The sequence below is a fragment of the Streptomyces sp. CA-250714 genome (genome assembly GCF_050936705.1).
GTDB lineage: Bacteria > Actinomycetota > Actinomycetes > Streptomycetales > Streptomycetaceae > Streptomyces.
Genome location: NZ_JBNJMI010000001.1, coordinates 4,177,316 through 4,192,876, shown reverse-complemented (window position 1 = coordinate 4,192,876; position 15,561 = coordinate 4,177,316). Strand labels below are relative to the sequence as shown.

The window sequence follows — 15,561 nt, the reverse complement described above, 5'->3', positions numbered from 1 at the left end:
CACTTCAAGCTGCGCGACAACCCGAGCTTGTCCCGCGCCTACGTCGACGCGCTCGCCGCCGAGTACGTCGGCCTCTGGCGACGCCGCATGATCGACGGCGCATGGGTCGTCGCCGAGGGCGCCATCTACGACATGTGGGACGAGGGACAGCACGTCGTCGACGAGCTGCCGCAGATGCGCCGCTACTGGGCCGGCACCGACTACGGCACCACGAACGCGTTTGCCGCGCTGCTGCTCGGCGAGGGCGTCGACGGCCGCCTATACGTGTGTAGCGAGTGGCGGCACGACTCCCGCCGCGTGCACCGGCAGATGACCGACGCCCAGTACAGCGCCGCCGTGCGAAACTGGCTCGCCACGTGGCGTCATCCGGACGCGGCCCCCGACGCGCCTGCGGGCGTGACGCCCGAGTGGACGTTCATCGACCCCAGCGCCGCGAGCTTCATCACGCAGATGTGGGCCGACGGCTTCCCGGGTATCGCCCGCGCGCAGAACGACGTGACCGACGGCATCCGGTCCGTGGCCGCACTGCTCGCGTCCGGCCGCCTGCTCGTACACCGCTCCTGTGAGGGCCTGCTCGGTGAGATGGCCGGCTACTGCTGGGACCCCGCCGCCACCGAAAAGGGCGAGGACAAGCCGCTCAAGGTGGACGACCACTCATGCGACGCGCTGCGGTACGCCCTCCACTCCACCGCTCACGAATGGCGGCACCTGCTCAGCCTCGCCGCGTAAGGAGCCGCCCCATGGCCGCAACCGCACCACTCACCCTCCCCATACGACTCACCGTCGGCGACCACACGGTCGACGCGGGAGAGCTCACCCTCGAACCCGGCGAGCCCCTGCGCCCCGCAGTCGCCGGATTCCTCCGCGCCGCCGCCGACATCCTCAACGACCAGGAGGTGACCCCGGATGCCACTCCCTGAGACCGGCGCCCCGTGGCCGCCCCCGCAGTGGGCAGAGGTGTACCGCGAGATCGCCCTCGACGACGCCTGGTACTCCGGTGACCGGCGCCGTCTCGCCCGCATCTACGAGCCCCACCCGCGCCCGGCCGAGCGTCGCCGCCTGTGGGGCCGCAAGTCCCTCGACCACCACCCGCGCCGAGACAACCGGCTGCACGTTCCCCTGCCCGGCGATATCGCCAGCACGTCAGCCGACCTGCTGTTCGCCGACATGCCCGCAATCACCGTCACAGATACCAACACGCAAGCGCGGCTCGATGTGCTGCTCGACGAGGGCCGCGTACAGCAGACGCTCATCTCTGGCGCCGAGCAGGCCGCCGCGCTCAGCAGCGTCTACCTGCGCGCAACGTGGGACCGCGAGCTGGTCGACCGGCCGATACTCGACGTGGTGCAACCCGACGCAGCCCTGCCCGAGTTTCGATATGGGATGCTGCGCGCCGTCACGTTCTGGCGCGAGCTCACGACCGACGACGCGCACACCGTGCTGCGCCACTTCGAGCGGCATGAGCCGGGCCGCATCACGCACGCGCTGTACGAGGGCACCGCCGACACCGTCGGCCGGCCCGTGCCGCTCACGGAGCACCCGGACACGGCCGAGCTGGTCGACAGCCTCGACACCGACGGCGACGGGCAGTCCATCAGCACCGGCATTCGCAACCTCACGGCCGCTTACGTGCCGAACATGCTGCCCAACCGCAGGCACCGCGGCGCCCCGCTCGGGCGCAGCGACTACGCCGCGCCGATCTACGACCAGTTCGCCAGCCTCGACGAGACGTGGTCGAGCTGGATGCGCGACATCAGGCTCGCCCGCGCCCGGCTGATCGTTCCGGACGGCTACCTGCGCGACAACGGCCCCGGAGAAGGCGCGAGCTTCGACGAGGACCGCGAAGTGTGGACGAGTCTGCGCATGCCCCCGACCGAGGGCAACGGCATCACGCTCGCTCAGTTCGAGATCCGCGTCGAGGAGCACCAGCGCACCGCCGAAGCGCTCATGCGGCAGGCCGCCCAGTCCGCCGGCTACAGCGCCCAGTCCTTCGGCCTCGATGGCGGCGGGCAGCCCATCACCGCGACGGAGTCGGACAGTCGGGACGCCCGGAGCATGGTGACCCGGAAGAAGAAGGCCGGGTACGTCAGGCATCCGTTGGCCGACATGCTGCACGTCATGTTGCAGCTCGACGCGGTGCAGTTCGGGCAGCGCATCACCCCCGAACGCCCCAACGTCGAGTTCGGAGACGGTGTCGCCGAGTCCGAGCAGCAGACCGCCACAACGCTCGACCTGCTCAACCGTGCAGGCGCTGTCTCCACCAAGACCAAGGTCAAGGTGCTGCATCCGGAGTGGGACGACAGCGATGTACAGGCCGAGGTCGACGCGATCCTCGCCGAGACCGGCGCGGGCGCGCCCGACCCCGTCGGAAACTTCCCCATGGCCGCGTGATCGGTCAGACGTACTGACCCGACCCGAGAGGGACACCAGGGCAGGCACCGCCCGCCCAGAACTTACGGGCCATGCGGCACTGCGTGCAGACCCGCCCGTACCCGTCGGCCGGCCGTTGCCAGTCATGCGGCCGGCCCGGCACGGGCGCGTCGTAGTCACCCCCGATGTGCCGGCGAGCGCGTTCGACGTTGGGATACGGGCGATAGGCCATGGCCCCATCATCACGCGAGGGGGTGACAGATGCCCATTCACCCCGGCATGGTCGAAGACCTCGCCGCCGGCACGCGCGACCTGTACGCCGGGGCCGAGGAACGCCTACTCGGCATCATCGCTCGGCAGCTCGCCGCCGGCCTCGACGCCCCAGGGTGGGCCGAGCGCAAGCTCGCCGCCATTGCCCAGCTGCGCCGCGCCTCACAGGGCGTGGTCGATGAACTGGGCAAGGCCGTGACCCTTGAGGTTTTCGACGTGGTCGCCGAGGCGTACAACACGGGGCACCGCGCCGCGGTCGCCGAACTGGGCGCCCTGTCCGACGACGCCCGCGCCCTGGTCGACGACGTGACCCCGAACGCTCAGGCCGTCGACCGCCTCGCACAGGAAGCGGTCGACGTGGTGACCTCGACGCACCGCTCGATTCTGCGGGCAGTCGTCGACCGGTTCCGGGCGATCGTCGCCGAGGTCACCGCCACGCCCCTACTGGGCACCGGCACCCGTCGACAGGCCACACAGGACGCCATGCGCCGGTTCGCCGACGAGGGAATCCGGGCGTTCGTCGACAAGGCCGGCCGCCGATGGCAGCTCACCAGCTACGCGGAAATGGCCGTCCGTACGTCCGTTGCGCGCGCCGCGACAGAGGCCCACATGCGGACCCTGTCCGACGCCGGTATCGACCTGGTCATCGTCTCGGACGCGCCGCGCGAGTGCCCTCTCTGCCGCCCGTGGGAGGGCCGCGTACTGGCCATCAACGGACCGACCGGCAAGCGCACGGTCGAGCACGCCATCGAGGACGGGCGCATGGTGCCCGTGAAGGTGGCCGGAGCGCTCGACGAGGCGCGCCTCGCAGGCTTGCAGCATCCCAACTGCCGCCACAGCGTGAGCGCGTACGCGCCCGGTATCACGCGCACCGAGCAGGCCGTCAGCGACCCGAGCGGCTACGAGGCCGGGCAGCGTCAGCGCGAGATCGAGCGGCACATCCGCAAATACAAGCGCCGCGCCGCCGCAGCCGTCACCCCGGAAGCGAAGAAGGCCGCCGAGGCGAAGGTCAGACAGTGGCAGGGCGCCATGCGCAACCACCTCACCGCGCACCCCGACTTGCGCCGCCTGCGGCGCCGCGAGCAGCCCGGCGCCTCGAACCTCCCGCCGAAGCGAACCGAAGCCACGGCCGAGCAGGTCGAAGCCGCCCGCTTGTGGTCGGGCGACGAGCAGAGCGCGCGGGAAATGAGCGACGACCAGCTCGCCGCCGCAGCACGCTCGAACCTGCTCGACGAGCGGGCCCTCGCCCGCGTCGAGGCCGAGTCCGACCGACGCGACCGCGAGGAACTGCTCGCCCGCACCCGCGCCGCCCTGGCCGACGGTGACCTCGCCGCGCTCAGCGACGAAGAGCTCGCCCGCGCGTACGGGCACCTGTCCGACGCCGACGCGTTGCGCGTCATGACGGAGATGGACCAGCGCGACCGCGCCGCCAGCCTCCCCGGCGTCCGGCCCGAACTGGTCGGACTGTCCGACGCGCAGCTGGCCGCCCGCGCCCGCAACGCCGACCCGGCAACGCTGGCGCTGCTCGCCGCCGAGGCCGCCCGACGCGACGCCCTCGCCCGGTTGTTTCCCGGCGGACACCTGCTCGCCGAGCTGGTCGACGTGTCCGACGATGAGCTCGCATGGTGTATGCAGTACGCCACCGCCGACGAGCTCGCCCGCATCGCCGCCGAGATGGACCGCCGCGACGGCGTGCCGCTCCCGGCCCCGTCGGACACGTCCGACGCGGTCGCCGACCTGCTCGCCAACCGTGACGCACTCGCCGAAGTCATGGCGCCCGCGCCCGGCCCGGATGAGTGGGGTGCGTGGGCGTCCGACGCCGAGCCGTCCACGTCCGACAGCACAACGCATGACGCGTCGGACACGTCCGACGACGAGCAGGAGGAGCGGCGTATCACGCGCCGTGAGGCGCGGGAGCTGTACGACGAGTACGTGTACGCGCAGTACCTCGCGGCCGAGGAAGATTGCCGCGGCTACCTGCTGAACAAGCGCGCCGAGATGGCTGGCGTCGACCCGATCAGTCTGTTCAGCGGTCCCGCGCGCATCGCCTACGCGCGCGCGTCCGACGAACTCAAGGCATGGTGGGCTGAGCACGGCCGTATGACGCAGGCCGAGTTCATCGAGCAGGCCACCGGCATACGGTCGGCAGCCGCCGAGCGGGCTCGGCAGAATGAGGCCGAACACCAGCAGCGGAGGTAGCGCCGATGGGTACGCGTGAGGACATCGTCCGGGCCGTGACCGCCGGCCGAGAGGCAGGCCGCCGCGGCGACCGCCCGACCGCCTGCCCACACCCCCGTGACTCCCTGCTGCGCACCGCATGGATTCGCGGCTACGCCGAGACCCGGCCGCTCGCCACGCGCGACCGCGCCGAGTAGTACCACCCCTGACAGCACGACCCCGAGGGCCCGCCAGGTGCGGGCCCTCACTGCTATGACCACACGCCCGCCAGGAGCGGGCCCACCAGCCCCAGGAGGGCACCCCATGAGCGACGACAACGGCACCCCCGGCGGCCAGCAGCAGGGCGCACCGGCAGGCGAGGGCGGGCAGGACCCGACCGGCACCGCGCCGAAGCCGACCCCGCCCGCGGCACCGCCAACCGGGGAGGGACAGCAGCAGGGCGAGGACACCGCCGCGCAGATCGCACGGCTTGAGACCGAGCTCGCTGACGCCCGCAAAGAGGCCGGTAAGACCCGCGTCACGGCGAAGCAGAAAGCTGCCGACGACGCACGCGCCGAGCTCACACAGCAGCTGCTCGGCATCCTCGACCCGTCCAAGGCCGGAGAGCAGGCCACCCCGGAGGAACTGACGCAGCAGCTCACTGCCGCGCAGGAACAGGCCCGACAGACCGCCGTCGAGCTCGCCGTCTACCGCACCGCGCGGGAGGCCGGGGGCGACCCCGATGCGCTGCTCGACAGCCGATCATTCGCCGCCGCTGTCGCCGAGCTCGACCCGACCGACACCGCCGCCGTTAAGGCCGCGGTCGAGGCCGCGGTGACAGCGAATCCGAAGCTCGCCGTCCAGCAGCCCGCAGGGCCGCCGCGCTCCGGTGCCGAGTTCTCCGGGCCCCCGTCGCAGGGGGTCACCGCCCAGCAGTTCGCCGCCATGGACTACGCCCAGCGTGCCGAGCTGTACCAGTCCGACCCCGACACATACCGGCGCCTGGCCGGTTCCTGACCCCGGCGCCCACCGCCGGGCATCCCCAACCGCCCGGCACCGCGCCGGAGAGAAGGAGCACCCGTCATGGCCGAGACCAAGGCCGCGAACCTGATCGTTCCCGAGGTGTGGGCCGACATGGCGCAGGCGAAGTTCGCCGGCGCCGTGCGCGTCGGTGGCTCGTCCGCCGTCATGGTCGACAGCACGCTCGTCGGCCAGCCCGGCGACAGCATCAACTTCCCCAAGTGGGGGGCGCTCGGCGAGCTCGACGAGCTGACCGAGGCCGTCGCCATGTCCACCGCCGTCATGGGGCAGACCAGCAGCAAGGCCACCATCAAGGAGGCCGGCAAGGCCGTCGAGATCAGCGACAACGCCATGCTGAACGCGCTCGGCGACCCCCGGTCGGAGGCGCAGCGGCAGTTCGGCATCCTCGCCGCCCGGAAGGTCGACGCGGACCTCATCGGGCAGGCTGCGGCCGACGAGACCGCCCAGGGCGGCGGCAACCCCTACCGGTACACCGCCACCGAGACCGCCCTTTCATGGGGCGTGATCAACCACGCCGCCGCCCTGTTCGGTGACGAGTTCGACCCGTCCGAGTTCGCCGGACTGTTCATCAACTCCGCGCAGCGCACGCAGGTGTGGGACGACGCGCAGTTCACCGACGCCGCCAAGCTGGGGACCTCGATCCCGGTCACCACGGGCACGATCGGCGCCATCGCCGGTATGCCGGTCATCGTGACCGACCGCGTTACCGCAGGAACGTTCCTGCTGCTCAAGCAGAACAGCCTCGGCCTGCTCTACAAGCGGCGGCCGATCGTCGAGCACGACCGCGACATTCTCAAGCGCACCAACGTGATCACGACGAACATGCACTACGCGGTGAAGCGGCTCGACGACAAGGGCGTCTGCGTCGGCACGCTCGCCACTGGGGCCGCGTGATGATGCTCCGCCGCTACCACCACGGCGCGTCCGACACCACGTCGGACGACGCGTCCAAGTCTGCGAGCGCCCCGTCGGACAGGAAGGCCACGGGGCGCCCGCGCAAGCCGAGGGGGTGACCTGTGGGCCGCGTCTACGCCACCCCCGAACAGCTCAGCGCGTGGACCGGCCAACCGGCCCCGCCCGGCGCCGAACGACTGCTCGCCCGCGCGTCCGAGGATGTCGACGACGCCCTACTCGCCGCCCTGTACGCCACGGACGCCGCGGGCATGCCGACGCACCCCGACACAGTGCAGGCCCTTGCCGACGCCACGTGTGCACAGGTCGAGTACCAACTGGCGACCGGTGACGACGGCACCGGCGCGGCCGGCCGGTGGGACTCGGTCAGCATCGGGCCCGTATCCCTGTCCGGCCGCAAGGACGGACCGACAGCCGCGGGCGATGTCGGCCTCGCCCCGCGCGCGCACCGCGCGCTGCGCCGCGCCGGACTGCTGCCGGGGGTGATCTGGTGAACGTCCCCGGCTGGCTGCTGCGCCACCGCATCACGGTCGAGCCGTACCGCGGCGACTCCGCGTACGGGCCCACGTACGGGCCCGCGGTCGCGGTGCGCGCCCTGGTCGCCGAAACCGTCAAGACCGTTCGGGACAAGGAAGGCCGCGAAGTCACCAGCACGGCACAGATCATCGCCGAGCCGGATCTCGACTGCCCGGCCGAGTCGCGCATCACCCTGCCGTCCGGCCGGATCACGCGGGCGCTGAACGTCGCGCACCACACCGCGCCAGGACTCCCGGTGCCCGAATCAGTGGAGGTGAGCGCGGAATGATGCGCACGCGTCTGCGCTGGAACGGCGACGCCGCACTACGCGGCACCCGCGCCGGCGCCCTCCGCGGCCTGCGCCTGGGCGCCGAACATGTCCTCACCGTCTCGCGGGCCCGCGTCCCGATCGAAGAGGCCACCCTCGAACGCTCCGGCGTTGCCACCGTCGACGAGCAGCAGCTCACGGCCGCCGTGTCGTACGACACCGTGTATGCCGTCCGCCAACACGAAGAGTTGACATGGCGGCACGACGCGGGGCGCACGGCGAAGTACCTCGAAGGGCCGTTGACGGAAGAGGCCGCGGCGGTCGCGCAGATCATCGCCGCGCAGTTGCGGAGGTCGCTCCGTGGCTGACCTGCTCGACGGGCTCGCCCGCTATCTGGCTGCCACCGGCCACGGCATCTACGACCCAACCGGCACGAGCGGCGACCTGTTCGTCGAGACCATGCCCCCGGAACCGGCCGAGGCGGTCGCGCTGTGGCTGTACGACGGTGGCGAGCAGGACGCCCGCAACGACTTCGACGACCGCAGGTTGCAGGTGCGCACCCGCGGGGGGCCCGACCCGCGTGTGTCCCGCCGCCGCGCCGAGGCGATTTACAGCGAGCTGCACGGATTGGCGGGCGTCGAGCTGCCCGACGGCACGTGGCTCATCCTCGCCGCCGCGCGCGGCACCCCCGCCCCCATGGGCCCGGACTCATCCGGCCGACACGAACACGTCTGCAACTACGACATCAGCGTGTCGGCCCCCACCAAGCACCGAATCTGAAAGGAGGGGCGCCCATGGCAGGCAGGCCCATCGACGCCCGCGGCTGGATTTTCGAGGTCGAGGATCACGCGGCCCCCGACACGTGGCTGCGTATCGGCAAGCTCAAGAGCTGGAACGTCAACCCGGGTGAGAACGAGGAGACGGCCGACACCACGACGTTCGACAGCGAGGGGCACTATGAGCAGGACGTGATGCAGCGTGGCGCCACGCTGTCTCTCGAAGGGTTGTACGCGGCCACGTCCGGAACGCAGGACCCCGGGCAGGCGTACATCGACGACGTGTGGGCGTACCGGCTCGGCGAGGAGTCGCGCGGCCGGATGCGCTACCGGCACACCTCGCAAACGACGTGGGCGGTGTGGGAGTGCACCGTCACGCCGGGCGAGGCCGGCGGCGAGACCAACGACAAGACAAGTTGGGCGGCTACGTTCACCCGCTGTGGTGCGCCCACATCTGCCGCCGTCACCGTCCCGGCCGGGTTCACCACACTGGCCGCGACCGATACGCAGGGCGACAAGACGCTCGCCGCGGCTGACACGAAGGGCGGCACCAAGTGACAACCGACGACCAGCTCGACAACGAGCAGGCCGAGCCGGACGAGTCGCCCGAGCAGTTCGCGGACTTTGACGCGTTCTTCGCCGAGCAGCCCGAGCCCGTGCGCACCGGCATGCCGTTCCGCCTATACGGGCGCGAGTGGCGGCTCCCCCGCGAGCTCGGCGGCATGTTCGCCCTCCTGGTGCAGCGGTTGCAGGCATCCAAGAACCCCGAGGACGTGCGCACGCTGGTCGGTTACCTGTTCGGCCGTGACGCGCTCGACACGTTCGTCGCACATGGTATGGACGACCCACAGTTCGGGACGCTGCTGCTGTGGGCGACCGAGAACATCCGCAAGCCCGGTTCCATGACCGTCGCCGAGGCTGACGCCGAACGGCAGCGGCGTGACGCCGCGAAGGGAAAAGCCAAGGCGCGCCCGAAGAAGAGCACGGCGAAGCGGCCGACTTCTGGCGCGCGGTCCTGACCAACTGGGCGGCGGTCGAGGCTGACCTCGCCCGCGAGTACGGAACCACCCCACAACAGCTCGCCACGGTCTCAACGCGCCGGCTGCTGGTGCTGCTCGGCGGTCTACCCGCCGAGAGCAGGTTCGCGCAGGCATGGGCACGCACGCCCCGCACGGTGACGGACCCCGTCGAAATCGCCCGGCTGACCGGGCAATGATCAACAACCACAACTGAATAGCGCGCCCCGACGGGCGCCGATGGGGGGTGCCCAATGGCCCTCACCATCGGCGAACTCGTCGGCTTCATCGACCTCGACGACTCCGGCGCCCGCCGTGGCGTGGCCCGGACCGAGGCCGACCTCGCAGGGCTCCAGCGGGACGCCGACGGCCGACTGCGGGACCTACGCGGCAGGTTCGCCGCGGCCGGCGCCGACATGGGCGCCTCGCTCGGCGACGGCATCGGGGGCGGAGCGGAGCGGGCAGAGCGCAGTCTCGCGGGCATCGGGCCGCTGCTTGGCACCACAAAGACGGCCGCCCTCGCACTGTCGGCCTCAGCGGTGGTGGCTGCGGGCGCGCTCGCCGCTGTGCCGCTCGCTGTCGTCGGTTTGGGCGCCCTGGCGCTCAAGGAGAACGAGCAGGTCAAAGACGCGTTCGGCGACATGGCCGAGCACGTCAAGGAGCAGACGGCCGAGCTCGCAAAGCCGCTGGTGAAACCCTTCGTCGCGGCGGCTGGACAGCTACAGGGGATCTTCGACGACCTCGCCCCGCAGATTGGGCAGCTCTTCGAGGGCGTCGCCCCGCTGATCGAACCGCTCGTCGATGGGATCGGCGGCCTCGCCAAGGGCGCCATGCCTGGGCTCGTCACCGCGGTCGAGGCCGCCCGGCCGGTGATCGATGCCCTGTCTACCGGGCTCGCCGCGGTCGGTGATGGTGTCGGCGGCTTCTTCGAGGGCGTAGCCGCGGGCGCCGGTGGCGCCGCTGAGGGTCTGGGCGGCCTACTCGGCGCGGTAGGCGACATCCTGCCCGCCGTCGGTCAGCTTGTCGGGGTACTCGCTGAGGCGGGCGGGCCGGTTCTCTCGGCGCTCGTCTCAGCCCTGGGGCCGCTGGTGGCGAGCTTGGCCGGTGCGCTGGGTCCGGCGCTGGCGAAGCTCGGGCCGCCGCTGGCGCGACTGGTCGGCAGGCTCGGCGAAGCGCTGATGCCGATCGTTGAGGAGCTGGGCCCAGTCCTGGACGCCGCCGCGGACGCGTTCGGTGTCCTAATTGATGCCCTTTCGCCGGTCTTGCCTGTTATAGGCAAATTGGCCGCCTCTGTCCTGCCCGCCCTGATTCCGATCATTAACGCGGTAAAGACGATCATCGAGGCCGCCGCCCCGGTGGTCATGCTGCTCGTAGCCGCACTCGCGGACGCCCTCGAACCAGTGCTGTCCGTACTGCCGAGCGTGATCGAGCCGATAGCTACGGTGCTCGCTGATCTTGCCGAAACGATCCTGCCGATCCTGGCAGACCTGATCGTCGCGCTCTCACCGTCCCTGGCCACACTCGGCCAAACCTTCGCCGAACTGCTGGTCGCACTGGCCCCGCTGATCGTTGCCGTCGGCGAGCTGCTGATCGGCGCCCTGAACGCACTCATGCCGATCATCGAGCCGCTGATCGAGCTGATCGGGAAGCTGGCCGGAACGCTCTCGGGTGGCCTCGCTGCTGCGGTAACCGATGTGGTCGTACCGGCCATCGAGGCCATCGTCGCGCTGCTGCATGGCGACTTCAGCAAGGCATGGCAACTGGCCAAGCAGGCGGCCGGGAACGCGGCCGAGCTGGTCGGCAAGGCCGCGTCGAAACTCGCCTCCCTCGTCGGCAAGGGCATCGCTGCGGCTGTCCGCTGGCTCACAGGGCTGCCGGGACGCGCGTTCGACGCGGTGCGCCCGCTCGCCGGGAAGCTCCGCGACCGAGCGGTCGAAGCCATGCGGAAGTTCAAGGATGGCCTGGTTCAGAAGGGCCGAGACGCGATCGCGTGGGCGAATGATCTTCCCGGCAAACTCGCCCGCGCCGTCGGCAACCTGAAAGACCTGTTGGTCGGCAAGGGCAAGGACGTTGTGCGCGGCTTGTTGCGCGGCGTGAAGTCCATGGGCGGCTGGCTCAAGAGCAAGCTCATGAGCTTCGCGAAGAACATGATCCCGGGTCCGGTCGCAAAGGCGCTCGGGATCTCCTCCCCGAGCCGCGTCATGGCGCGCGACATCGGCCGCTGGATTCCGGCGGGCATCGTGCAGGGCATCGAGGGCGGGGCGGGAGCGGTCGCGCGCACCATGCGCACCCTCGTTACTCCGCCCCCTGTCCCCCAGCTCTCGCCCGCGCTCGCGGGAGCCGGCCCCTTCGGGGCAGCCGGTTCCCTCGGCGTGGCTGGAGCTGGCGGGCCGCTGGTCGCGGTCGAACACTGGCACGCCGCCGAGCACGGTTCACCCGACGACAACGCCCGCGCGCTCGCCTGGCTCGCGAAGGCAAGGGGGTGACCGTGGCGCTCGGCGATCTGGTGACCCGCCCGGGGCACGTGCAGTACGGCGAGCTGCTGCTCGGCCCCGGCACCCCGTACCGGTGGCGGCAGATCACCGGATGGGAGGAACTGCCCGCGCTCGACTCGGGCACCGTCTCACGCCCGGATGCGCACGGCGCGATTCCGGGAACCCTGCTCGCGCAGGCGCGCACGATCGGCCTCGACGGGCTGACCGTGCGCGCCCCGCGGGCAACCATCGGCGCCGCGGTCGCCGCGCTCAACCGCAGCACGGTGCCCGTCGTCGACGAACTGCCGCTCATCGTGTGGCTGGATGAGCGGGGGCCGCTGCTCTCCTACGCGCGCGCAGTGCGGCGCGCGATCCCGGCCGGACTCGGGTACCGCGTTGGCACCATCACGGGAGCCGCGATCGAGTTCGAGGCGACAGACCCGCGTCGGTACGCGCTGGCCGAGCAGACCGCGAGCGCTGGACTGCCCGCGCGCGAACCGGGCCTCGGCTGGCCGCTGGTGTGGCCGCTGGACTTCGGACAGCCCGGCGAGTCCGGCACGATGACCGTCCACAACCGCGGCGACGCCGCCACGCACCCCGTGATCGAGTTCCGGGGGCCGATGGACCGGCCCGCGCTGACGAACATCGGCAACGGCGACACCCTCGAATACGACCTCCCGCTCGGAGCCGATGACCTGCTCGTCGTCGACACCCTCGCGGGCACGGCCACCCTCAACGGCACCGCCTCGCGACTGTACGCCGCGACGGCGCGCTCGGTGCCCGAGCAGACATTCACCTTTCCCCCCGGCGAGACGGCTCTCGTCCTGCGCGCGACCGGCACCCCCGGCGCGTCCGTGACCGTCCGGTACCGCTCGGCCTTCTGGTAAGGAGTACGACCGCATGACCGTGCGCGCTGCATGGCTGCTGCCCCAGGGGCAGACCCGCGAGGACACCCGCGTAGCCCCCGTCGGCACGGTGACGCCCGAGGGCGAGCTCACCAGCCGTGGCGGCGTCATCCCGGGCGGGGCACCGCTGCTCGCCGCCCCGGCCGGCGCGATGACGCTACAGATCGGCGTCGGCCGCGCCGTGGTGCAGGGCACCGCCGCGCAGGGCCCGTACCCGGTCGTCATCGACGCGCCCGAGCTGGTCGACATCGCCCCCGGCGACGCCCTCGACCGCATCGACACCGTGATCGTGCGCGTGCTCGACGGTATGTACGACACCGAGGGACAGACGGCGGCCGTGGTCGAGCTGGTGCAGGGGGAGCCCGCGGGCGCCCCGACACCGCCCGCGCTGCCGCCCGCGTCGCTGCCGCTGTGGGACGTGCGGGTGCGCGCGGGCGCGGCGGCCTCGACGGGCGGTGTCGACTGGGCGAGCGCGCTCACGGACCGGCGCCGGTACACCGTGGGCATGGGTGGCATCGTCCCCCGCGGTGCCACGGACGACGAGGGCGCGTACGACGGCGCGTACCGCGACCGTGGCGGGGTGCTGGAGCGGTGGGACGCTGCGGGCGACGCGTGGCGCCCGTACCGGCCGCCGGAGATCCCCGCCGAGTCCGTCACCACCGGGTTTCTGGCGGGCACCGGTTGGTCAGTGAACACGTTCAACGCCCGGCGCCGGAACGGCACGGTGACGTGGTCGGTGTACCTGTCCCGCACGGGCGGCAACCTGTCCGACTCCTCCAACCTGCCCGACTCGTTCGTCGGCTCCCTGCCTGACGGTTGGGCGCCGCTGTTCGCCTACGAGGCGGTGGCGACGGACGGCTACGGCGACGGCAGCGCACGGTGCGATCCCGACGGACAGGTCACGTTGCGGACGTGGTCGCCCGGCATCGTCCTCGAAAAGGGTCACAACCTCCGCATCAGCGCCACCTACGTGCAGTGATCCCGAGGGGGTGCCGTGATCCCGACCCCCTCAACGACCTACCGCGTGCTACTTACGGACCTGCTGACCGACCGGCTCGTCGACTCTCTTCCCGTACAGGGCCTCGCCCTTGACGACTACATCGGCAAAACCGGGAGCTTGCGCGGCGTTGTGCCCACTCCGAACGCTGAGGTTGCGCAGCGAGCGCGCCGGGCGCTCACCCCGGGCCGCACCGGTCTGTGGGTCGAGCGTGGCCCGGATATCTGGTGGGGCGGCATCCTGTGGACCCGTAAACCTGGGATGGACGACCGCGGGAATCTCGGCGCGGAGATTCAAGCTGGCGGCTGGGAGTCCTACCTCTACCGCCGGTTGCTGGTCGACGACTACGCCGCGACCGCCCGCGATCAGTTCGACATCGTGCGCGACTTGCTCGCCTACGTGCAGGCGACGCCCGGGGGTGACCTCGGTATCGAGGCCGACCCGGGTCTATCTGGTGTGCTGCGTGACCGCGAGTACAGCCGGTACGACCTGCACAGCATCGGTGACCTGCTCGACCAGCTCGCCGAGGCAGAGCAGGGGTTCGAGTGGCGCATTGCTTCGTATCGACGCGATGACCGCACCCGGGCGCGGCGGCTCCAGCTCGGGCACCCGACGCTGCGAACGGGCGCGGCCGATGCGGTGCTCGACCACCCCGGGCCGATCGTGTCGTACTCGTGGCCGTCCGACGCCACCGAGATGGCTACCGCCTGGCAGTCACGCGGCGCGTCCATCAACCGCAACCAGACAGAGGACTCGGCGCCACTCACCTCGCCACTGTTGACCGCCGAGGATGACCTCGCGAACGGGTGGCCGCGGCTCGACGGCACCAGTGACTACAGCACGGTTGAGCGCCAGGACGTACTCGACGGGCACGCACGCGCCGACCTTGCCGCCGCACGCCGCCCCGTCGAGATACCCGAGATCGAGGTACTTCTCGGTGGGCTGGTCAGCCCCGCGCTGATCGGCGCGACCGTGCGCGTCCGAATCCGCGATCTGTGGCACCCCCGACCGCTCGACGAACGGTTCCGTGTCGTCGGCATGTCCGTCTCCCCGCCCGCGCGTGGCCGCCCCGAGACGGCACGCCTGTATCTGGAGGTGCCGTGATGGCGCACGTCCCTCGCGACATCCTCGACCGTCTCGCCAAGCTCGAACGCGAGGTGCGCACGCTGCGCGGTCGGTCACAGATCCGGCCCGCACTCGACTCCGTACTCGGTGGCGATGTGGTGATCGGCCGCGGCGGGCAACTCGTCGCACAGACCCCCGACGACGTGCGCACGTTCGTCGTCGGACAGACAGCGGAGGGCGATTGGGGCATCGGTCTCGGCCGCGAGGACGGCTCGCGCGCACTGACCGTAGGCGACGAGAGCCAGGCATCCGGCCAGATGATCCGCATGTTCAGCCGCGACGGACGCATCATCGTCTCCGACGACGCGTACGCCGACCGCTGGCTCGGCCGCCCTTGGATGCCCGTCCCGCTGTACCCCACGAGCGCCCAAGTCACTAGCTCCGCCGGCTATCTGATCGGCTGGCGCGGTGCTGGGCCCGTGCACAACGCCGTCGCATACCTGCGGCTGATCACCTACGCGGGCGCGGGCGGCGGGCAAGTGCGCGTCGTGATGACCCTGCCCGGCGGCGTCGAACGCGTACTCGCCGAGTACGACGCCGCCGCAGACACCTCGACCTCGCGGACGATCACGTATCCGCTCGACGGTCTCGACTACCTCGATTACGTGAACTGGCGAATCGACCACCGCACCAAGGGTGCCGGCAGCGTCGAAACCGACGTGATCGCAGCGTTCACCCGCAACACCTTCAGCGCTGACGAAGCGCCCACCATCCCCGCCCCGTAAGGAGCACCC

The 15,561-nt window shown here is 71.2% G+C and carries 18 protein-coding genes; all 18 read left to right on the top strand.

Translation table 11 applies throughout. The features are described 5' to 3' along the window. A partial coding sequence (locus tag ACQEU8_RS18855; RefSeq protein WP_433102062.1) for a terminase occupies window positions 1–729 on the top strand: 729 nt, incomplete at its 5' end. A gap of 11 nt (window positions 730–740) precedes the next feature. Then, entirely contained in the window at window positions 741–920 is a 180-nt protein-coding gene (locus ACQEU8_RS18850) for a hypothetical protein (protein ID WP_433102060.1), read from the top strand. Further along, entirely contained in the window at window positions 907–2,391 is a 1,485-nt protein-coding gene (locus ACQEU8_RS18845) for a phage portal protein (protein ID WP_433102058.1), read from the top strand. The genes ACQEU8_RS18850 and ACQEU8_RS18845 overlap by 14 nt, the downstream gene beginning before the upstream one ends. A 240-nt stretch (window positions 2,392–2,631) precedes the next feature. Further along, a complete protein-coding gene (locus tag ACQEU8_RS18840; protein WP_433102056.1) occupies window positions 2,632–4,839 on the top strand; it encodes a phage minor capsid protein in 2,208 nt (735 codons plus the stop codon). Window positions 4,840–4,844: 5 nt separating this feature from the next. Further along, window positions 4,845–5,015, top strand: a complete 171-nt coding sequence (locus ACQEU8_RS18835) for an Rmf/CrpP fold protein (RefSeq protein ID WP_382930531.1) — start codon at window positions 4,845–4,847, stop codon at window positions 5,013–5,015. 106 nt (window positions 5,016–5,121) lie between these two features. Further along, entirely contained in the window at window positions 5,122–5,814 is a 693-nt protein-coding gene (locus ACQEU8_RS18830; protein ID WP_433102054.1) for a hypothetical protein, read from the top strand. 66 nt (window positions 5,815–5,880) lie between these two features. Continuing rightward, on the top strand, window positions 5,881–6,732 hold the full coding sequence (locus ACQEU8_RS18825; protein ID WP_433102052.1) for a N4-gp56 family major capsid protein: 852 nt from the start codon (window positions 5,881–5,883) through the stop codon (window positions 6,730–6,732). 122 nt (window positions 6,733–6,854) lie between these two features. Beyond that, window positions 6,855–7,244 carry a hypothetical protein gene (locus ACQEU8_RS18820; RefSeq protein ID WP_433102050.1) on the top strand — a complete coding sequence of 130 codons (390 nt, stop codon included), beginning with the start codon at window positions 6,855–6,857 and terminating at the stop codon, window positions 7,242–7,244. Beyond that, the gene (locus tag ACQEU8_RS18815; RefSeq protein WP_433102048.1) at window positions 7,241–7,555 is read left to right on the top strand and encodes a hypothetical protein; all 315 of its coding nucleotides are present in this window, start codon (window positions 7,241–7,243) and stop codon (window positions 7,553–7,555) included. The genes ACQEU8_RS18820 and ACQEU8_RS18815 overlap by 4 nt, the downstream gene beginning before the upstream one ends. Further along, entirely contained in the window at window positions 7,552–7,902 is a 351-nt protein-coding gene (locus tag ACQEU8_RS18810; protein ID WP_433102046.1) for a hypothetical protein, read from the top strand. The genes ACQEU8_RS18815 and ACQEU8_RS18810 overlap by 4 nt, the downstream gene beginning before the upstream one ends. Continuing rightward, a complete protein-coding gene (locus ACQEU8_RS18805) occupies window positions 7,895–8,314 on the top strand; it encodes a minor capsid protein (RefSeq protein ID WP_433102044.1) in 420 nt (139 codons plus the stop codon). Before ACQEU8_RS18810 ends, ACQEU8_RS18805 begins: the two co-directional genes overlap by 8 nt. Before the next feature lie 14 nt (window positions 8,315–8,328). Next, the gene (locus tag ACQEU8_RS18800; RefSeq protein ID WP_433102042.1) at window positions 8,329–8,868 is read left to right on the top strand and encodes a phage tail tube protein; all 540 of its coding nucleotides are present in this window, start codon (window positions 8,329–8,331) and stop codon (window positions 8,866–8,868) included. Beyond that, a complete protein-coding gene (locus ACQEU8_RS18795) occupies window positions 8,865–9,329 on the top strand; it encodes a hypothetical protein (protein WP_433102040.1) in 465 nt (154 codons plus the stop codon). Before ACQEU8_RS18800 ends, ACQEU8_RS18795 begins: the two co-directional genes overlap by 4 nt. Before the next feature lie 251 nt (window positions 9,330–9,580). Continuing rightward, entirely contained in the window at window positions 9,581–11,812 is a 2,232-nt protein-coding gene (locus tag ACQEU8_RS18790; protein WP_433102038.1) for a phage tail protein, read from the top strand. A 2-nt stretch (window positions 11,813–11,814) separates the two neighbouring features. Beyond that, a complete protein-coding gene (locus tag ACQEU8_RS18785; RefSeq protein WP_433102036.1) occupies window positions 11,815–12,687 on the top strand; it encodes a phage distal tail protein in 873 nt (290 codons plus the stop codon). 13 nt (window positions 12,688–12,700) lie between these two features. Continuing rightward, the gene (locus ACQEU8_RS18780; protein WP_433102034.1) at window positions 12,701–13,684 is read left to right on the top strand and encodes a hypothetical protein; all 984 of its coding nucleotides are present in this window, start codon (window positions 12,701–12,703) and stop codon (window positions 13,682–13,684) included. Between the two features lie 15 nt (window positions 13,685–13,699). After that, window positions 13,700–14,806, top strand: a complete 1,107-nt coding sequence (locus ACQEU8_RS18775; protein WP_433102032.1) for a hypothetical protein — start codon at window positions 13,700–13,702, stop codon at window positions 14,804–14,806. Next, entirely contained in the window at window positions 14,806–15,552 is a 747-nt protein-coding gene (locus ACQEU8_RS18770) for a hypothetical protein (protein WP_433102030.1), read from the top strand. Before ACQEU8_RS18775 ends, ACQEU8_RS18770 begins: the two co-directional genes overlap by 1 nt. Window positions 15,553–15,561 lie beyond the last annotated feature (9 nt).